Genomic DNA, 18594 nt, shown 5'->3' on the forward strand with positions numbered 1-18594 from the left:
CGCGCTCAGACCTTCGGACGAAGAACTTCCACTCCGTTCATGTACGGCACGAGGGCCTTCGGCAGCGTGATCGAGCCGTCGGCGTTCTGGTGGTTCTCGAGCAGCGGGATGAGGATGCGCGGGCTCGCGATCGCCGTGTTGTTGAGCGTGTAGGGGTAACCGAGCGAGCCGTCGGGCATGCGCAGACGGATGTTCGACCGACGCGCCTGGAAGTCGCCGAGCGTCGAGCAGGAGTGCGTCTCGTTGTAGGCGCCCTTGCCGTCGTTGCGGCCCGGCATCCACGACTCGACCTCGTGCTTGCGCGTCTGGCCGAGGCCGATCTCGCCCGTGCAGGCGATGGCCACGCGGTAGGGGATCTCGAGCTTCGCGAGGATCGCTTCGGCGTTACCGAGGAGCTGGTAGTGCTCCTTCTCGGCGACCTCCTCGTCGGGCACGCAGAAGATCACCTGCTCGACCTTCGTGAACTGGTGCACGCGGTAGAGGCCCTTCGTGTCCTTGCCGTACGCGCCTGCCTCACGACGGAAGCAGTTCGAGATCCCGGCGTATCGAATCGGCAGCTGCGCCGGATCGAGCGTGTCGTCGCAGTGGAGCGACACGAGCGGGACTTCGCTGGTGCCGACCAGGTAAAGCTCGTCGGCCGTGATGGCGTAGGCCTCTTCCGTTCCGAGAGGGAAGAAGCCCGTGCCGACCATCGCGCGCTCCTTCACCATGACGGGCGGAACGACGATCGTGAGGCCGCGCTCGACGAGCGTGTCGACCGCGAGACGCGTGACCGCGAGCTCGAGGAGCGCGCCCGTGCCGGTGAGGGCATACGAGCGGCCACCGGCGAACTTCCGCGGGCCGTCCCAGTTGACCATCTTGTGGAGGGTCATGAGCTCGACGTGATCCTTCGGCTTGAAGGCGAACTCGCGGGGCGTGCCGACCTTTCGGATCTCGACGTTGTCTTCCTCGCCCACGCCGATCGGGACTTCCGGCCGCGGAATGCTCGGCACGCGCAGCATCAGACCGTCGAAGGTCTTCTGCACCTGCGCGACCGCCGGCTCGAGTTGCTCGACCTCGAGCTTCACGGCCTTGCCCTCTTCGATGAGCCTCGGCCGGTCCTCTTTGCTCGCCTTCGGGATCAGGCTCGCGATCTCGTTCTTGCGCGCGCGCCTCTGTTCGAGCTTCGCGAGCACTTCACGGCGCTCCTTGTCGGCGGCGAGAAGGGCGTCGAGGTCGAGATCCACGCGCTTGTTCGTGATCGCGGCGCGGACGAGGTCGGTGTTGTGGCGAATGAAGGCGATGTCGAGCATGGACGGTGCTGACAGTCGACAGGGTTGGGCCGGCCGTCAAGAGGGAGTTGAGGGATGGGCGATTCTCGGCACATCCGATGCTTGGTTTTCGTGGCGGGGTGCCGTCATGGAACCCGTCCAAACCGCAGCACATACCAACATGGGCCAGTACGCCATCATCGTCATGCTCGCCCTCTTCGCCGCAGCTCTCGCGCTCGCGGTGCCGATGTTCATCGAGCGCCACGCGCACTGAAAGCGAACGAGAAGGGAAGGAGCACAAACGCAAAGCGGCGCAGCTTTCGCCACGCCGCCATGGGTTTTTTTTGTGCCCGCAGGTCCCCGGTGTCAGCGACCGGTACGCCCGGGGCAACGACTCACTTCGAGTAGAGCTGCGCCGCCGCGAGGCCCGCGCCCTTGTTCGCGCGAACGATGAACTTGGCGTTCGCGGGGAAGGGGCTCAGCGGGCGGAGGCAGTTGGCCTTGCCGCCGATGGAGACCTGCGAACCCGTCTGCGAGCTCTTGCCGATGCTCGGCGCGAGACCCGGAAGGGGCGTGACGTACTGCATCTCGACCTGGAGCGCCGAGATGCCCGCGCCGGTGGCGAGGAGCGTGTAGCACTTGCCCGGCTGGAACGTGAACGTGCCCTCGAGCGTCTGGCCTTCCTGGAAGTTGCCGGCGAGGATCGGGCCGTCCTTGGCCATGCCGGGGGCTTCCGTGTTGGCGAACATGCCGAGCGGGCCGGTCGCGAGCGCCGCGAGGTTCGGGTCGATCGCCTGGGCGGTACCGCCCGACGCCGTGCCACCGCCGCCGGCCGGGGGGAAGCCGGGGATCTGCAGACCGCCGGACGCCGCGGGGGCCGTTCCGGGCTGCGCGCCAGGCTGCGCGCCCGGCTGCTGCGGGTAAGCACCCGGCTGCTGCGGGTACGCGCCCGGCTGCTGCGGGTAAGCACCCGGCTGCTGCGGGTACGCGCCCGGCTGCTGCGGGTAAGCACCCGGCTGCTGCCCGTAGTAGCCATTGGCGTTGGCCTGCGGCTGCTGCGCAGGCGTCTGGTCTTTGCTTCCGCAGCCCGTGACAAAGGCAGACGCTGCAACGACGACGACGGCAAGCGAGGTAGAAAGGCCGGTTCGATTCACGGCAAGGCTCCTTGGTTCAGTCTCTTTCCCGGAAAACGAGCGGGAGCATAGCCCGGAACGCTGGCCGGGCGTGCAATGGATTGTTTCGTTGGACGAGCGGGGGTGCAAAACGATGCTCCAACGTCCGTTCATGTCGAAAGAACGCGGCCTTGCGGCAGACCTTACACTCCCTCACGACCGCGCTCGTCAGGGGAGCTTCGCGTTCACGATGGAGATCGCGTCGAGGTCGAAGCCCACGGTCGTGGGGCGGTTCGGTGTGGAAGGGCAGGCTTGCGTGCCCAGGTCGCGGATCTTCACGAAGCGCGCCGTGGTCAGGCCGAGCTTGCCGATGTCGTATTGGTCGCCTCCGGCCTTGGCGGGGTCGATCGGCGAGATGCCGTTCGACGGCGACGAGTAGACCGGGTGCCAGCCCGCGCAGTCACCGAAGGGAGGCGCGGTGCCGTCCGTGCACGTGAAGGTTTTCCACGTCGTGCCGTCTTCGCTCACGCTCACTTCGGCGAGGTCGGCGGATGGGGCGTTCGGATTGCCGCCGGCCCAGAAGGCGTTTTCGAAGACGATGAAGTCGACACCGGGGCCGTCGACGATCGCGTTTTCGCCGAAGCCGACGATCATCTCGCCGCCCTTGCCGAAGGAGACCACGTCGAGGCTGCCGGCCAGCTCGCCTCCACCGACGGGGGGCCCTTCGACGACGCCGGGCATCTTCGTGAGACCAAAACCGGCGCACTCCCCGGGCGTGAAGGAGACGACCTCGGTGATGAAGCGGTCTTCGCGGATGACGCCCCCGTCGGGGCCTTCGAAGCCGCCGTCGACGCGGGGCTTGTCGCCGTCAGGCACGTCGACGTCGAGATAGCCGGCGTCCCCAAGGGAGATGGCTGCGTCCTTTTCGTCCGCGGAAGTTCCTGCGTCCGACGAGGAACAGGCGAGCAGGGCTGCGCTGGATACGCACGCGCACGCCAGAGACAGCGCGACCACGAAGACGGATTTAGACCTCACGTTTGGAACTCCTGCCGCGTGGCTCGCGCGGCGTGGGGGGCACGGCGTTCGGCACGAGAGGTCTTCTGGCTCCCGGATCGTCCCCTTCGAACAGCCTTCCCCCGGATTCCGGAGTGGGCAATCGGTTCCTGATCGTTCGAAGAGTTCCCGGTTACAGCGGCGGCACCGCGTCGGATTCACACCGACTTCCCGCCTCGTGACGTGGCGCGGGTCTTAGCCTGTGGTCTCGGGGCGGGCAAGCGCGTGGCGCAGACGGAGCGCGTTGGCGATGACGGACACCGAGCTGAAGCTCATCGCCGCCGCCGCGATCATCGGGCTCAGCAGCCACCCGAACAGCGGGTAGAGCACTCCCGCTGCGATCGGGATCGCGAGCGCGTTGTAGCCGAAGGCGAGAATCAGGTTCTCGCGGATGTTCCGCATCGTGGCGTGGCCGAGACGGAACGCGCGCGAGATCCCCTTCAGGTCGCCTTTGACGAGGATGACCGAGGCGCTCTCGATGGCGACGTCGGTGCCCGTACCCATGGCGATGCCCACATCGGCAGCGGCAAGAGCGGGCGCGTCGTTGATGCCATCGCCCGCCATCGCGACCACGTTGCCGCGCTCCGCGAGCCGCTCGACCATCACGGCTTTGTCCTCGGGAAGCACCTGCGCGAAGACGTCCGCTTCGTGGAGGTCGAGATGACGGGCCACGGCGCGCGCGCTCGTTCGAGCGTCTCCCGTCAGCATCACCACGCGGATCCCGCGGCGTTCGAGCTCGTGCACCACCGTACGTGCGTTGCTCCGGACAGGGTCGAGCAAGGCCCAGAGGCCGACCCAGCGCCCGCCGATGGCCGCAAAGGAGACGGTCGCGCCGTTCTGACGCAAGGACTCGGCCTTCGCGACGGCACTCTCTGGAATCTCGACCGACCGCTCGCAGAGCAGCGCGGGACTTCCGAAGAGGATTTCGCGCGCTCGCCCATCGATCGTCAGCTCGGCGACGACCCCTTTGCCTCGCACGGCGCGCGCGGCGCCCTCGTGTGGACTTCCCAAGTCCAGGCCGCGCTCGCGCGCATCGGCCACGACGGCACGTGCGAGAGGATGTTCGCTGGCAAGCTCCGCCATCGCGACGAGTCGGACGACGGCGTCGCGATCTTCTCCTTCTGGGATGAACACCTCGTGCACGCGCGCCTTGCCCTCGGTGAGCGTGCCGGTCTTGTCGACCACCAGCGCTGTGACCTGTGCGAGTGTTTCGAGTGCGCTTCCGTTCTTGACGAGCACGCCGGCGTGCGCGCCCGTTCCCGTCGCCACCATGATCGACATCGGTGTCGCGAGGCCGAGTGCACAAGGACAGGCGATGATGAGCACCGACACGGCGGCGACGAGTGCGTGAGGAAGGCGAGGCTCGGGGCCGACGAGCAACCAGAGCACGAAGGCGATCACGGCGACGGCGATGACCGCGGGAACGAACCATGCGCTCACGCGGTCCACGGTTTTTTGCACGGGTGCACGCGAACGCGCAGCCTCGGCCACCAGCGCCACGATCTTCGCGAGCAGTGTGTCTTCGCCGACTTGGTCGGCGCGCATGAGTAGAGCGCCGTCGCCGTTCAATGTGCCTCCGGTCACGCGATCGCCTGGCGAGCGATCGACGGGGATCGGCTCGCCCGTGATCATCGATTCGTCGATCGACGAGTCGCCCTGGAGGATGGTGCCGTCGGTGGGGACGCGCTCTCCCGGCCGAACGCGAAGCTCGTCACCGATCGCGAGGCCGGAGGCGAGAACGTCTTCCTCGTGGCCATCGCGCACGCGTCGCGCCTTCTTCGGTGCAAGCGAGAGCAGCGCGCGGATCGCATGGCTCGTTCTGGTGCGCGCTCGAAGCTCGATGACCTGTCCCACGAGAACGAGCGTGGTGATGACGGCGGCGGCCTCGAAGTACACGGGGACCGTTCCGCGGTGATCGCGTATCGCCGGCGGAAACAAGCTCGGCAGGAGCGCGGCGACGAGGCTGTAGCCATAGGCGGCGGCGATGCCGAGGCCAATCAGCGTGAACATGTTGAGGCTGCGCGTCTTCAGCGAGAGCACGGCGCGCTCGAAGAACGGCTTCGCGCCGTACACGACCACCGGCGTCGCGAGCACGAGCTCGAGCAGAACGAGCCCGCGCGGCGAGAGCGCACGTCCCACCGGATCCGACGGGAGCAGGTCGCTCATGGCGAGGAGGAACAGCGGGATCGACAGCGCCGCCGAGACGACGAGGCGCTTCTTCATGTCGACGTATTCGCGGTCCTCACCGGCCTCTTCGCGGAACGCCTTCGGCTCGAGGGCCATCCCGCATTTCGGGCACGAGCCGGGGCGGTTCTGCACCACCTCGGGATGCATGGGGCAGGTCCATTCCGTCTCGGTCGACGGAACGCGTGGGACATGCTTCTTCGGGGCCTCTCGCTCTGGTTTTTGCGTTCGCTCGTGCCACGCGTGGCCAGGGTGCGGCGTGTGCATGTTTGCCTCGCTTTGGCCCGTGCTGACGCGCCAAAGGATCGTGGCTTACACGCTTCGTGCCGCTCTGCTCGTGCGCTTGTCTCGTCGCGTCTCGTCGCGTCCGCAGCTCGAGCTCGTCAGTGCGCGCAGGTGCAGTCGACGCAACCGTGCGATGCGCAGGATCGGCACGTGTCCTCGACGCGTTTCTTGAGCGCTTGCCGCGCGCGATAGAGCCGAACCGCGGCGTTGTTCGCGGTGATGCCGAGCTGGCCTGCAGCGTCGGGCACGGAGACGCCGTCGACGTCGACCTTTTCGAGGAGCTCGCGATATTCGGGCTTCAACCCCGTGGTCAGTGCGCGAACGCATCCGCAAGCACGGTTCCGATCGTCGAGCTGCGCATCCTCGAACGACGCTGGAAGCTCGGCCGCGAGTGTCTCGAGCGCACGGCCCTTGGCGTCACGCCGTCGCCAATGATCGACGATGGCGTTTCGGAGAATCCTGTAGAACCACGCTGTTGCGCTCTCGTCGTCACGGAGCGAGCCGCCGCGTTCGAAGCCCTTGAGAAAGGCTGACTGCACGATCTCTTCCGCCGCGGCGTCGCTCTCGACGCGCGGCCTCACGAAACGAACGAAGGCTGCGCGCGAAGCCGCGAGCGTTTCGACGAGCTCGGGCGCTTCGGTTTCCTGTCGCGTCGGTTCATCCATCGCGGCTTCGCTCCTACCGTCGTCCTAGCGCAGACGGTCGGTCGTCGCACGCGAGCACGGGCGACGAGCAAGCTCAGGAGGGACCGAGCGGCCCGCCCGGCTTCTTTGCGGGGATCTCGGCTCGCAGGCGATCGCTGCGCATCATGCGCTCCAGCACCTCGAGGCGCTTGGTCGTCTCGGCGCGGAGCGCTCCGACCTCGCGGAGCAAACCCTCGATTCCGACTTCGTTCTTCAGATTGACGCGGAAGTCGGTCTCCGCCGTCGCGCGGTCTTTCATCGTCTGGCGGTTCTGGCTCATGACGATGAGCGGCCCCTGCAGCGCGACGAGGATGGCGAGCGCGAGGTTGTAGAACTGGTACGGGTACTCGTCGAACGGCTTGGGCAGCCACTGGTTCGCGGCCGACCACGCCGCCGTGAGGGCCAGCAGGAAGAGGATGAAGGACCAGCTTCCGTTGAGCTCGGCGACCTTGTCCGCAAGGCGCTGGCCCCACGTGAGGTTCTCCTCGAACTCCTTCACGACGTCGCGTGCGGCGCGCTGCGAGAGCATCGCGTTCGTCTCGCGGAGGCGCTCGGCCATCTCCGCGAGGATCGTCATCGCGGCGTTCTTCGACTTCGAGAGGTGATCGCCGAACTCCTCACGGGTGAGCTCGAGCAGCGTCGTATCGACCGTGGCCTCGACGCTCGCCGAGCGCGGCTTGTCGTCGAAGAGGGAGAGCTCGCCGAAATACTCGCCCGTTCGTGCGTCTTTGAGCACGACGCGTGGCTCGTTCTCGGCGCCAGGCAGGAAGATTTGCACGGCGCCCGAGAGGACGACGTACATGCTCGACCCCGTGTCTCCTTTGTCGAAGACGCGGGTTCCGGCCTGGAATTTGCGCTCCGTCATACGGTTCGCGAGCGCTTCGAGGTCTTCGGCCGCGAGGGTGTCGAAGAGGGGGATCTGGGCCAGCAGCTCGGAATGCAACATAAGGCAGGCTCTCGATGATGGTCGCGCAGCGGCCCCCCGTCGCGCAAGGCTGCGGGCGATTTGCCTACATCGACGCCGACGGATCTTCGGTTCTCCGGGCTGCTGCCTGCCGCCCGCGGGTGATGGCAACCGGTAGCAAAGCTACCAGCGTGGGGCTGTCTAGGACCGCGTCCCCCGATATCAGAATTTTCCCCGGTCGATCCGGCGTTCGGGCCTCGAACCGCGGTCGGCACCGTCATTGCTGTGGGGGGCACCTGTCATGAAGCAGACGGTTTTGGTCTTCGGCGCGGTGCTCGCGGCAGCAGGAATCGCCGCGGCCTGCACGGGGAGCATCGGGGGGGACGATTCGTCGTCGACTTCGATGCCGGCCAGCTCGGGCCCCACCGACGTCTCGAACGACCCGACCGACAGTAAGGTCGACGTGCTGCCCGATCCCTTCGAGGAGCTTCCGAAGGGCGCGGCCCAGACGCAGACCGTCTGCGCGCGGGGAGACAACAACGCAGTCACGAAGGCGTTTTGCGGGACCAAGGTCGCAAGCATCGGCTCGCTCGTCGAGCTGCGCGACGCGCTCGGTCTGAAATTCCAGGACGATTCGAAGGACGGCCAGAACAGCGCGGGGGGCAATCCTGGCTTCGCGCTGCTCGCCAACTCGAGCTCGCTCGTCGCGCGCGCCGTCTCGGCGACGAACCCCCGCGCCTTCATCTTCACGCCACCCCCCGGCCAGGCAGTGCGCCTCCCGGGCTACGTGATCATGGGGTATGCGCGCGGGAGACCTTCGTCGAGGTCGCCGCCGAAGATCCGGGCACGAACAAGCTCACGTTCTATCTGGTGAAGTTCGAGATCGCCTGCTCGCTGACGAAGTCGTGCAAGCCCGGCGACATTCTCACGCTTGCGGTCGAGAAGAACTGGAAGGGCGTCACCCTCTACGACGACGAAGATCTCAAGAACACGATCGTCGACTGCCGCCACTGCCACCAGCCCGACGCGTCGAAGCCGCCGATGCTCCGCATGCAGGAGTTGAAGGACCCCTGGACGCACTGGCTCACCAACAACCGCAGCGGTGGCACCGTGCTCATCGACGACTTCCGCCGCGTGCACGGCGAAGAGGACTACGCCTCCATCCCCGGCAAGATCGACTTCCGCTCCGACGGACGCGCCATCGGAGACTTCGTCGCGGGACAGGGCTTCGAGCCGCAACCGAACGAGTTCGACTCGCCGACGATCGAGAACGAAGTGAAGGAGTCGGCCGGCGGTCAGCCCGACGTCAACGTTCCCATCGGCAAGAGCGCCACCTGGCAGGGCCTCTTCGACAAGGCCTTTGCCGGACAGTTCATCCCGCCGCCCTACCACGACATCAAGGTCACCGACCCGACCAAGCTCGCGTACGCGACCGCGGCCTACCAGAAGTTCCTGAACGGCAAGATGGCCGCCGCCGACCTGCCGGACATCCGCCGGGTGTTCCTCGACGAGGCCCTCGAGGGGATGACCATCGTGCCGAAGAAGGGCGCGAATGGACGCGAAGTCCTCATCCAAACGTGCGCGCAATGCCACAATGCGAACCTCGATCCGTCGATCTCGCGCGCGAAATTCGACGTCACGAAGCTCGAATCGATGACGCCGAAGGAGAAGCAGACAGCCATTGCCCGGCTACGTCTGCCTGCGTCGGATCGGAAACACATGCCCCCGGCCATGTTCCGGTCGATTCCGGACGACCAGCTCCAACTCGCGATCGCCGAACTCACGAAGTAAGACGTTTGCCGTAAACCGGCGCCGTGTCATGCTCCGCGCCGACATGCCGGGCTGGCTCAAAGATTTCCTGCCGATCGTCGCGTTGCTCGCGCTGGTGGTCGTGGTCGTGGGGCGCTTGCCGAAGGTCGATCTCGGCCACGACAAGGCGTTTCTGCGGCGGCGGTTCATGAACTGGTTCCCGGTCGGCCTCACGTACGCGTTCCTCTACATGGGGCGCTACAACCTCAATGCCTGCATCGGGCACGTCTTCGACAAGGCGCAGTTCTCGGACATCTACTTCTGGGGCACGCTGACGTACGGCTTCTCGTTCGTCATCAACGGGCCGCTCACAGACAGGCTCGGTGGGAAGAAGACGATCATCCTCGCCGCGCTCGGCGCCATCGCCGCCAACGTGGGCATCGGCCTGCTCGTCCAGCACGCGATGGTAGGCGGTGAGGTTCCGAAGGATGCGCGTGCGGGGCTCGTCCCGACGTTGAGCGTTCTCTACGCGCTCAACATGTACTTCCAGAGCTTCGGCGCCGTCTCGATCGTCAAGGTCAACTCCGCCTGGTTCCACCTCCGCGAGCGCGGCACGTTCGGCGGCATCTTCGGCATCCTCATCTCGCTCGGGCTCTACTTCGCCTACGACTGGTGCGCCTTCATCCTCAAAACGTCGGGCCCCGCGGCGGTGTTCTTCGTTCCCTCGGCCATCCTCGCGGTGTTCGCGGTTCTCGACTTGATCCTCGTCCGCGACACTCCGGGCGAAGCAGGTCTGAAAGACTTCGATCTCGGGGACGCGTCCTCCGGCGACGATGGCCCGCGCAAGCCCATCGGCGAAGTCGTCACGATGATGCTGAAGAACCCAGCGATCATCACCATCGCACTGATCGAGTTCTGCAGCGGCTATCTCCGTAACTCGATCCTCCAGTACTACAAGCCCTTCGCGAAGGAGACCGGGCGCGTGGCGACGGAGGCCGCCCAGAAGGCTGCGGCGCTCGCCGGCAACGTCGCGCCGAGTGACTTCGTCCACGACCACTGGGGCATGCTGAACTGCATGGCGGGCATCGCGGGCGGCGTGGTGGCGGGCATCATCTCCGACCGCGTCTTCGGCTCGCGTCGAGGTCCGGTGGCTGGCGTCCTCTACCTGACCATGATCGTGGGCGCCGGCCTGATGTTCGTGGCGCTTCCGACGGCTGGCATCGGCTGGGTGGTCGTGCTCATGTCGCTCGCCATCATCGGCGTGCACGGCATGCTCTCGGGAACGGCGAGCATGGACTTCGGCGGCAAGAAGAACGTGGGCATCGTCGTCGGCGTCATCGACGGCTTCGTCTACCTCGGGACCGCCGCCGAAGCGCTCGTCCTGGGCCGCGTGCTGCCGAAGGACCAGCTCGCTCACGACGCGCACAATTGGTGGACCTGGCCCGCGGTGATGCTGCCGGCGGCCATCCTGGGCTTCGGCCTGTCGACGCGTGTTTGGAACGCGCGACCGAAGGCGGCCGCGCCTGCGAGCTCCCAGCAAGAGCCGCAGAAGCAGGCGGCCTAGACCCTACGCCTTCAACTCTCGCTCGATGCGAGAGAGCAACTCGGCTTCGGCGTCGCTCACCGGCGGATCGAGATCGAGCGCCGGCAGCGGCTCGGCCACGTGGCGTTCATCTTTGCGGTGAACGCGAAGCCACGCGCGCTCGACGCTCGCGAAGCGATCGTTTGCCCCGAGCAACAATGCCGTGAGGTCGGGGCCGACGGCGCGTCGAGGTGCGGGCCGGATTTCCAGCGCTTTGCCGTTCACGAGCGTGGCGGAAAGGCCTGCCAGTACGTGATCCGCGGGATCTTCGAACTGCGGGCGCGCTCCGGGCGTCCCTGACGCGATCCACGCTCCGAGCGTGGTGATGGAACGCTTGCCCGAAAGGTCGATGCCGAGGGTCAGCCCACGCTTGCCGAGCTCGCTTTCGATCTCGCCGAGCGTGAACGAGGCGGACGCTCGGGCGAGCAGGCTCTCGAAGTCGATGTCGATGGTCTCGGTCATGCCGTCACCTGCGTCGCGTGAGCATCGGGAACGTAAGGCGACGGTGCGTCGGGTCTCAGGTTGCCCGGATTCAGAATGCCCTTGGGGTCGAACGCACGCATCAGTGCGAGCGTGGTCTCGACGCCTCCCTCACCGAGCTCGCGCATCAGCCGCGGAGCCTTCGAGCGGCCGGCGCCGTGATGGTGAGCGAGCGTGCCTCCGGCCTCGACCGCCGCTGCAAGAGCGTCGCGCCACGCACGGTCGTACGTGATCTCGCAGCGCTCGTCCCAGCTCTCCGACTCGTCGCCTTTGGCCGCGGTGCCGGCGAACGAGAAGTAGATGCAGCAGCCGTCGGGGTATGCGTGACTCAGGTGCGCCATGACGAAGACGTGCGCTCCGAGCGCGCGGCGCACGGCGTCGTAGAGGCCTTCGAGCTTCGACCACGGCGCAGCAACCTCCATCGTGTCGGAGAAGAGGCCGGAGGCGAAGACCGGTGCTTGCCGGTAGCTCACCGAATAGCGGTGGAGCAGCCACTTGCGCGCCGGGCCTTCACCTTCGTACTTGGCGCGCATGCCCATCAGCAGCTCGTGCGCGCGCTCCTGATCGCGCTCCGGCACGCTGCCTTCGCCTTCGAAGATGACGACGAGCAGCGAGCCGCCGAGCATCTTGCTGCCGATCGACCCTTCGAGAAGCTCGTTGATGGTGCCCGGCCGGCGCAAGAAGCTTCGCAGCATCGCCGCGCCGAGACCGGGCGTGTTGCCCGAGTCGGCCCCGTCTTTCTTCACCGAGCCGCGGCGCGCGAGCATGGCGTCGAAGGGATCGTAGAGGCGTGCGACCGCCGGACGGAGGCCCGCCTGGAACATGGCGCGCATCGCCTCCCAGCCGTGCTTGGTGGTGGGGAAGGAGTAGGCTGCGAACGCCCGCGTCTTCGGTGCCACGTGAATGCGAAGCGTCGCGCTCGTGACGATCGCGAGCGTTCCTTCGCTTCCGACCACCAATGGGATCAAGTTCGGTCCGCTCGTGCGATGGCGGAGGTTCACGATCTCGCCCGCGCCCGTGACGCACTCGAGGGCGAGCACCATGTCCTCGATCTTGCCGTACTTGCCCGAGCACTGCCCGGCGCTGCGCGCGGCGACCCAACCGCCGACGGTGCTGCACAAGATGGAGGAGGGGAAATGGCCGAGCGTGAAGCCTTTGCGTTCGAGCTCCTCCTCGAGCGGCAAGCCCATGTGACCGGCTTCGACGTCGAGCGTGAAGGCGGGGCCGTCGAGGCGGCGAATTTTCGCCATACGTTTCAGATCGACGACGATCATGTTCTCGCTGGGCAACACCCCGGCGCAGACGCCGCTGCCCGCGCCGAAGGGAACGATCGGCGTCTCCGTCTCGTTCGCCCAGCGGACGATGCGCGCGACCTCTTCCGTCGACGTGGGCCAGACGATGCCAGCGGGGCGATGGGCGGCCACATTGCCGGCCCGGACGGCAAGGTGGTGCCTCGGCCACAAATCGCGCGCGTAGGCCACCCGATCGGCAGGATCGGTGCTCGTACGAATGCGTTCGCCCGAAGTACCGAGGACGCGGGTGAGGCTGCGCGGGAGGTCACCAGTCGGATTTCCGCTAGGCTCGGCCATGGGGATCGATGGTAGTCGACCTTGCGCGGCCGTGCCTTGCCGCGCTAACTCCTCCCGCCATGGCCAGTTTTCTCGAGGCGCTCGCGGCCGGACCCTTGGTCGTCGATGGCGCTGCCGGCACTCAGCTCTACGAGCGCGGGGTGCTCTACAGCACCTGCTTCGAAGAGCTGTGCGTGTCGAAACCCGAGCTCGTCAAGAAGATGCACGAGGACTACGTGCGCGCCGGCGCCCAGGTCCTCGAGACGAACACGTTCGGGGCGAACGCCATGCGCCTCGAGAAGCACGGCATGACCTCGAGGGTTCGCGAGATCAACCTTGCCGCCGTGAAGCTCGCGCGTGAGGCCGCGGCGGGCAAGGCGTTCGTCGCCGGGGCGATCGGCCCCTCGGGATACTTCCTCGGTAACGCCCTGCCGGAAGATCTCGCCAAGGTCCGCTCGGCGCTCTCCGAGCAAGCGCAGGCCCTCGTCGAAGCTGGCGTCGACGTGCTTCTCATCGAGACGATGCGTCAGACCAACGAGCTCCGCATCGCGGTGGAGAGCGCGGTGGCGGCGTCCGGTGGAAAAATCCCGGTGATCGCGTCGGCATCGGTCGACGAGGCGAGCCGCATGGCGGATGGAACCTCGTCGGGCGAGATTGCCCGCTTGATGCGCGAGTGGGGTGCGAACGTCGTCGGCGTGAACTGCTGCGACGGCCCGATGAACGTGCTCGAGGCCATCGAGCCGATGCTCGAGCTGGGCGTGCCGGTGTGGGCGGTCCCCAACGCGGGTCTCCCGCGCCGCGTCGACGAACGCCTCGTCTACGTGTCGACCGCCGAGTACTTCGGCGTTTACGCACGACGCATGTTCAAGATGGGCGTGAAGCTCGTCGGCGGCTGTTGCGGAACGACGCCCGAGCACATCAAGCGCATCGCCGCGGCGGCCCGCATGGTCGGTTCGTCGGAGGCCAAGAGCGCTCCGCCCGACTCGGAGGTCGTTCGCGCGAGCGATAGCTTCCAGACCTGGTCGGCACATCCGCCCGCGATGCCCGGCGCCGCCAAGGCCACGCCATTCTCCGAGCGAAGCGACTTCGCCTCGAAGATCGCGCGCGGCAAGTTCGTCGTGTCGGTGGAGGTCAACCCGCCCGTCGGCCTCGATCTGAGCAAGGCGATCACCGCTGCGAAGATGCTCAAGGAGGGCGGTGTCGACGTCGTGAACATCGCCGACGGCGCTCGCGCGCAGGCCCGCATGGGCAACGTGGCGATGGCCGCGCGTGTCCAACAGAACGTCGACATGGAGACAATCCTCCACGTCTGCGGTCGCGATCGAAACCTCCTCGGTACGATCGCGCATTTGCTCGCGGCGCACGAGCTCGGCGTTCGCAACCTGGTCGTCGTTACCGGCGATCCGCCCAAGATGGGCGACTTCCCCGATGCGTCGGCCGTCTACGACCTCGATTCGATCGGCATTCTCAAGCTCGCCGCGCGGCTGAACCACGGCATCGATCCGGGCGGAAAACCTCTCGGTTGCGGTACGCGCTTCGTTCTCGCCACGGGCGCCGAGCCCGCGGCCCTCAACTACGATCGCGAGCTCTCGCGTCTGCGTCAGAAGAAAGATGCCGGCGCCGAGCTCGTCATGACGCAGCCCGTGTACGATCCGGCCGTGCTCGATCGCTTTCTCACCGACATCGCGCCGCTCGGCCTTCCGGTGCTCGTCGGCCTGCTGCCGCTCGCCAGCTACCGCAATGCCGAATTCCTGCACAACGAAGTGCCCGGCATGCAGGTGCCGGAGGGCGTGCGTGAGCGCATGCGCAAGGCGGGAACGGGAGCGGCGGCTCGCAAGGAGGGCGTCGCCATCGCGCGCGAGATGCTCGCCGCGGTGCGCGGTCGCGTCGCCGGGGCGTACATCATGCCGCCGCTCGAGCGCTACGAGCTCGCCCTCGAGGTCGTCGACGGTTTCCTCGATCGCGACGATCGACCTGCCGCGAGCGCGAACGCTTGATGCGCGTCGGCACGCTCGCATGGGCAGGCGTCGCGCTCGCCGCATCGCTCGGATCCATCGCGTGCCGCAAAAACGAACCGCCGGCGCCCACCACGACGGCCTCGGCTTCACCGGCCGAGGCGCCGGCACCCGTCGCCGTTGCGGAGGAGCTTCCGCGATGCCGTGCAGAAGGAGCCAAGCTCGACATCGCCGGTGAAGACGTGGTGGTCGGCGACGCCGTCGTCGCCGGCGATGCGCTCTTCACGGGGCTCGTGCGTCGTGAGGGGACCAAGCGCGCTGCTTCGATCCTGCGAACGGGACTCGATCTCGGTTCGCCGAAGTTCATCGAGATCGGGCCGGCGCTCGGTGATGATCCTCCGCCCGTACCCTACGGGGCGGGCAATGCGGTGTTCGCCGCGTACTTCGCGCGCAAGGCGGTCGAGCCTTCACCGAAGGCCGCGCGCGGAGTTCTGGGCACCCGCGAGCTTCGCCTCGTGCGCCTCGATGCGTCGTCGACCTTCAAGCTCGAAGGCTCCGTCGTTCAGCAGGCCGACGAGTCGCAGGCCTTCGATGTGGCGTGGACCGATCCTTCGGCCGCGCCGCTCGTCGCGTGGGACGAAGATGCGCCGCTCGGTCCGGGGCGGATGCTCGCCGATCGCGGCGTGATCAAGGTGCAGGCGCTCACGCCGGGTGCGAAGCCGCTCGTCGCGTCGCCCGACACGTCCGACGCCGAGTCGCCGCGTCTCCTTCCGCGGAAAGGCGGGTACTGGCTCGCCTGGCTCGCGACGAAGCCCGAGGTCGAAGATGCGGGCGCGCCGTCCAAGGCGACCACGGACGAAGGTCCGGGCGAGCGACGCGCGTTTCGGTGGCTCGAGCTCGTGACGCTCGATGCGAAGGGGGAGACGACCTCGAAGGTGCGACGCATCTCCTCCGAGAAGGGACGCGCGGCATCGTTCGAGCTCTCGAAGGGGGCAGCCGAGGAGCTCGTCGTCGTGCTCCAAGACGAGGCCGCCGCGACCGAGGGGGCAGGTGCGCGAGTACTTCGCTATGTGGTTACGGCCGACCGCGTCGAGCCATCGGATCTGGTGGACGGTGGGGTAGGGACCGCTCCGGTCGAGCTCGTCCCGGCGGCCGCCCCACGCTGGCTCGCGTGGACGGACGTCGCGGACCACGCGCGAGTTCTTTCGCTATCACCAGGAGTTCTGGCGACCACCCCGCCGACGCTCGAGCCCGCGCTCGATCCGACCCGGGTTCTGGCCTTTGCGCCCCCCTCGAGCCTCTTCGGTCTGTCCCAGGAAAAGGGCCAGATCGTGCGCTTCACCTGCCCCTGAGGCATTCTCCCACGCTGTTCCGTATTCCCTCCGGGCACCGGTTCGACTAGCTTTTTCCGCGTGACGAGGACTAGGCGGCCGTTCGGGTGGGAGTCGGCCGAAAAGACTGGGGCCCATAGCTCAATCGGTCAGAGCCCCCGGCTCATAACCGGGCTGTTCCTGGTTCGAACCCAGGTGGGCCCACACGTGCCGGCGTTTAGGTTCCCGGTGGCGCTGAAACAAGGAGAGAGCTGTTGAGCAGCACGACGGAGCAGAACCGCGAGCAGGTGCGCGAGCAAATCCGTGCGCTCGAGGAGCTTGCGGCGATGGACGCCGAGGTCAAGATCCTCGAGGAAAAGCTGGTCGAAGAGCGGGGGACACTCACCTCGTTGAAAGACAGCCTGAAGAAGCTGGACGACAAGCTCCAGATCGATCGCGCCACGGTAGGCGCGGCGGACAAGCAGCGAAACGAGCTGCAGCACGATGTCCGCACGATGACGCAGCAGATCGAGCACTCGCGCGAGAAGCTCAATCGCTCGCGTACCGAGCGCGAGTCGAACGCCGCGCAGCGTGAGCTCGAGGAGCTCAGGAAGCTCATTCGCGATCGCGAAGAAGAGGCCACGCGAATCGACGGTGACACGGCTTCGGTTCGTGGGGCGGTCGAGACGGCGGAAGGCGAACACAAGCGCATCTCCGAGGAGCTCGCAGCCGTCGAAGGCGACATCTCGGCAAAGGTCAATCAGCTCGAGGCCGACCGCAGTGCGAAGGGCGGCGGTCGCGATGCGATCGTCAAGCGCCTTCCCCCGGTGCTCTTCCGCAAATACGAGATGATTCGTGGTCGTCGCGGCAACGCGATCGCGCAAACCACGGATGGCACGTGCAACAAGTGCAACATGGCGTTGCCCCCGCAGCTCTATCATCGGCTGCGCAGGGAACCGCTCATCGAGCAGTGCCCGTCGTGCAATCGCATCATCTACTTCGCGGCACCTGCAGCGCAGAAGGTCGACTAGTCAACGCCGCACCACTCGCAGCACCCTCCACACGGGTCCCATGAAGAGCTGCCCCAAATGCATGCGCGTGTTTCCGGACGACGCTGGCTTCTGCCCGGCGGACGGCAACCCGCTGCAGTTCGCGAGCACGGTTCCGATCGCGAACACCGCGGATGATCCGCGGCTCGGGGCCAAGCTCTGTGGTCGTTACGAGCTGCGTCGTGTCGTGGCCGACGGCGGCATGGGCCGCGTCTACGAAGGCATCGACAAGCAGACCAACACGCGCATCGCGGTGAAGGTCCTGCACGACGACGTCGTGAAGGACGAGGTCGCGCTCGAACGCTTCAAGCGTGAGTACGAGATCTCGAGCCAGCTCCCGCACGACTACATCGTCAAGGTTCTCGACTTTCAGCGCGACGAAGCATCCGGCGTTTGGCTGCTCGTCATGGAGTTCCTCGACGGCGAGGAGCTTCGCTTCGTGCTCAAGCGCGAGAAGGAAGTCGCGCCCGAGCGCCTCGTGCGCATGCTCTCGCAGGTCGCGCTCGGACTCGACGGTGCGCACGCGCGGCAGTTCGTGCACCGGGATCTGAAGCCGGACAACTTGTTCCTCTGCGGCACGCGCGAAGGCGACAACGTCAAGATCCTCGACTTCGGATCGGTCAAAGACAAGAACAAGGACGCCAAGAAGCTCACCGTCCTCGGCACGACGATTGGCTCGCCGTATTACATGGCACCGGAGCAAGCGCAGGGGCTCGAAACGCTCGACGCCCGCGCCGACGTCTTCGCGCTCGCCGCGATTACGTACGAGTGCGTCGCCGGCGCGGTGCCTTTCACGGGCAACAACGGCCCCTCGATCTTGCTCTCCATCCTCACGAAGGATCCTGTCCCGCCGAGCTCGCGGAACGGCCAGACGAAGTACCCGATCCCCGCGGCGCTCGACGACGTGATGGAAGTCGCGCTCGCGAAGAACCCGAACATCCGCACGAAGAGCGTGGGTGATTTCGCGACGGCCGTCGGGCATGCCTACGGCCTCGAAGGGGATCACCACGCGTGGGCGCGGCTTTCGAATGCGGACCTCGCCAAGCAGGTCGCCGAAGGCCGTTTGCGCGCGCCAGCTCCCCGTCGCATCGAGGCGGCGGCGGACCCGTTCGCTGCGCCCGACCCGTTCGCGGCCAAGCCGATCGCTACTGCCTCTCCGATGATGGCTGGACCGGCGGCTCCGATTCCTGCTCCGCACATGCCGGGGCCGGCCGTCTCGGGTCCCATCGTGGCTTCGCCGCAGCCGACCGCTTACGCGGACGTGGCGATGGGCGTGCCGCAAGGGCGTCCGGGGTGGCTTGTGCCGGTGATCGTCGGCATCGCCGCTCTCGTGGTGGGCGGTGCGATCGCCTTCGCGCTGCTTGCCCACTGACGCCGAAGCTGAGGGATCGCCGATCCACCTAGGCCTGGTTGACGTGGATCGTTCGACC

Annotated in this window: 15 protein-coding genes, 1 tRNA gene, 1 pseudogene and 1 riboswitch; of the genes and pseudogenes, 9 read left to right on the forward strand and 8 right to left on the reverse strand. The window is 66.8% G+C overall.

Annotated elements, in window-relative coordinates; genetic code table 11:
• Positions 1–5 precede the first annotated feature (5 nt).
• The gene (serS, locus tag AKJ09_RS34580; protein WP_146652115.1) at positions 6–1292 is read right to left on the reverse strand and encodes a serine--tRNA ligase; all 1287 of its coding nucleotides are present in this window, start codon (positions 1290–1292) and stop codon (positions 6–8) included.
• 106 nt (positions 1293–1398) lie between these two features.
• On the opposite strand from serS, the gene AKJ09_RS55705 reads away from it, so the two are divergent.
• Positions 1399–1524, forward strand: a complete 126-nt coding sequence (locus AKJ09_RS55705) for a hypothetical protein (protein ID WP_275936669.1) — start codon at positions 1399–1401, stop codon at positions 1522–1524.
• Between the two features lie 121 nt (positions 1525–1645).
• Here the strand turns inward: AKJ09_RS55705 and AKJ09_RS53510 are convergent, their stop codons facing one another.
• The 5 genes from AKJ09_RS53510 to AKJ09_RS34605 form a co-directional block, all read right to left on the reverse strand.
• Positions 1646–2404 carry a hypothetical protein gene (locus AKJ09_RS53510; protein WP_169927124.1) on the reverse strand — a complete coding sequence of 253 codons (759 nt, stop codon included), beginning with the start codon at positions 2402–2404 and terminating at the stop codon, positions 1646–1648.
• Between the two features lie 186 nt (positions 2405–2590).
• Positions 2591–3397: a cell surface protein gene (locus tag AKJ09_RS34590; RefSeq protein ID WP_146652116.1), complete on the reverse strand. Its 807-nt coding sequence runs from the start codon at positions 3395–3397 to the stop codon at positions 2591–2593.
• A gap of 59 nt (positions 3398–3456) precedes the next feature.
• Positions 3457–3588, reverse strand: a riboswitch (cobalamin riboswitch).
• A 22-nt stretch (positions 3589–3610) separates the two neighbouring features.
• On the reverse strand, positions 3611–5749 hold the full coding sequence (locus AKJ09_RS34595) for a copper-transporting P-type ATPase (RefSeq protein ID WP_205633887.1): 2139 nt from the start codon (positions 5747–5749) through the stop codon (positions 3611–3613).
• 233 nt (positions 5750–5982) lie between these two features.
• Positions 5983–6549: an RNA polymerase sigma factor gene (locus AKJ09_RS34600; protein WP_146652118.1), complete on the reverse strand. Its 567-nt coding sequence runs from the start codon at positions 6547–6549 to the stop codon at positions 5983–5985.
• Between the two features lie 73 nt (positions 6550–6622).
• The gene (locus AKJ09_RS34605; protein WP_146652119.1) at positions 6623–7513 is read right to left on the reverse strand and encodes a DUF1003 domain-containing protein; all 891 of its coding nucleotides are present in this window, start codon (positions 7511–7513) and stop codon (positions 6623–6625) included.
• Positions 7514–7772: 259 nt separating this feature from the next.
• On the opposite strand from AKJ09_RS34605, the gene AKJ09_RS34610 reads away from it, so the two are divergent.
• Genes AKJ09_RS34610 through AKJ09_RS34620 form a run of 3 tightly spaced genes read left to right on the forward strand, consistent with a single transcriptional unit; the run spans position 7773 to position 10784 of the window.
• The gene (locus AKJ09_RS34610) at positions 7773–8345 is read left to right on the forward strand and encodes a hypothetical protein (protein ID WP_146652120.1); all 573 of its coding nucleotides are present in this window, start codon (positions 7773–7775) and stop codon (positions 8343–8345) included.
• Positions 8342–9262 (forward strand): hypothetical protein, encoded by a 921-nt coding sequence (locus AKJ09_RS34615; RefSeq protein WP_146652121.1) that lies wholly within the window; start codon positions 8342–8344, stop codon positions 9260–9262. The genes AKJ09_RS34610 and AKJ09_RS34615 overlap by 4 nt, the downstream gene beginning before the upstream one ends.
• A 28-nt stretch (positions 9263–9290) precedes the next feature.
• Entirely contained in the window at positions 9291–10784 is a 1494-nt protein-coding gene (locus AKJ09_RS34620; protein WP_240488686.1) for an MFS transporter, read from the forward strand.
• A 3-nt stretch (positions 10785–10787) separates the two neighbouring features.
• Here the strand turns inward: AKJ09_RS34620 and AKJ09_RS34625 are convergent.
• Together AKJ09_RS34625 and AKJ09_RS34630 are read right to left on the reverse strand one after the other, a co-directional pair.
• Positions 10788–11291: pseudogene (locus AKJ09_RS34625) on the reverse strand (FAD-binding protein); the annotation flags it as partial.
• On the reverse strand, positions 11261–12871 hold the full coding sequence (locus AKJ09_RS34630) for an FAD-binding oxidoreductase (RefSeq protein ID WP_146652123.1): 1611 nt from the start codon (positions 12869–12871) through the stop codon (positions 11261–11263). The gene AKJ09_RS34630 and the pseudogene AKJ09_RS34625, both read right to left, overlap by 31 nt.
• Positions 12872–12930: 59 nt before the next feature.
• On the opposite strand from AKJ09_RS34630, the gene AKJ09_RS34635 reads away from it, so the two are divergent.
• The 5 genes from AKJ09_RS34635 to AKJ09_RS34655 all read left to right on the forward strand — a co-directional run bounded on the left by AKJ09_RS34635 (position 12931) and on the right by AKJ09_RS34655 (position 18536).
• Positions 12931–14847 carry a bifunctional homocysteine S-methyltransferase/methylenetetrahydrofolate reductase gene (locus tag AKJ09_RS34635; protein ID WP_146652124.1) on the forward strand — a complete coding sequence of 639 codons (1917 nt, stop codon included), beginning with the start codon at positions 12931–12933 and terminating at the stop codon, positions 14845–14847.
• Complete coding sequence (locus AKJ09_RS34640) at positions 14847–16157, forward strand: hypothetical protein (protein WP_146652125.1); 1311 nt, start codon at positions 14847–14849, stop codon at positions 16155–16157. Before AKJ09_RS34635 ends, AKJ09_RS34640 begins: the two co-directional genes overlap by 1 nt.
• A 109-nt stretch (positions 16158–16266) precedes the next feature.
• Positions 16267–16340 (forward strand) — tRNA-Ile (locus AKJ09_RS34645).
• Between the two features lie 50 nt (positions 16341–16390).
• Positions 16391–17146, forward strand: coding sequence for a zinc ribbon domain-containing protein (locus AKJ09_RS34650; RefSeq protein ID WP_146652126.1), 756 nt, complete (start codon positions 16391–16393; stop codon positions 17144–17146).
• 40 nt (positions 17147–17186) lie between these two features.
• Positions 17187–18536 (forward strand): serine/threonine protein kinase, encoded by a 1350-nt coding sequence (locus AKJ09_RS34655; RefSeq protein WP_146652127.1) that lies wholly within the window; start codon positions 17187–17189, stop codon positions 18534–18536.
• The last annotated feature ends 58 nt before the right edge of the window (positions 18537–18594 follow it).

It is taken from the genome of Labilithrix luteola, from assembly GCF_001263205.1.
Lineage (GTDB): Bacteria > Myxococcota_A > Polyangia > Polyangiales > Polyangiaceae > Labilithrix > Labilithrix luteola.

Coding starts and splice junctions, on each gene's coding strand:
- serS (WP_146652115.1), bottom strand. CDS start 1,292: ATGCTCGACATCGCCTTCATTCGCCACAACACCGACCTCGTCCGCGCC.
- AKJ09_RS55705 (WP_275936669.1), top strand. CDS start 1,399: ATGGAACCCGTCCAAACCGCAGCACATACCAACATGGGCCAGTACGCC.
- AKJ09_RS34595 (WP_205633887.1), bottom strand. CDS start 5,749: ATGCATCCCGAGGTGGTGCAGAACCGCCCCGGCTCGTGCCCGAAATGC.
- AKJ09_RS34600 (WP_146652118.1), bottom strand. CDS start 6,549: ATGGATGAACCGACGCGACAGGAAACCGAAGCGCCCGAGCTCGTCGAA.
- AKJ09_RS34605 (WP_146652119.1), bottom strand. CDS start 7,513: ATGTTGCATTCCGAGCTGCTGGCCCAGATCCCCCTCTTCGACACCCTC.
- AKJ09_RS34610 (WP_146652120.1), top strand. CDS start 7,773: ATGAAGCAGACGGTTTTGGTCTTCGGCGCGGTGCTCGCGGCAGCAGGA.
- AKJ09_RS34620 (WP_240488686.1), top strand. CDS start 9,291: ATGCTCCGCGCCGACATGCCGGGCTGGCTCAAAGATTTCCTGCCGATC.
- AKJ09_RS34630 (WP_146652123.1), bottom strand. CDS start 12,871: ATGGCCGAGCCTAGCGGAAATCCGACTGGTGACCTCCCGCGCAGCCTC.
- AKJ09_RS34635 (WP_146652124.1), top strand. CDS start 12,931: ATGGCCAGTTTTCTCGAGGCGCTCGCGGCCGGACCCTTGGTCGTCGAT.
- AKJ09_RS34640 (WP_146652125.1), top strand. CDS start 14,847: ATGCGCGTCGGCACGCTCGCATGGGCAGGCGTCGCGCTCGCCGCATCG.
- AKJ09_RS34655 (WP_146652127.1), top strand. CDS start 17,187: ATGAAGAGCTGCCCCAAATGCATGCGCGTGTTTCCGGACGACGCTGGC.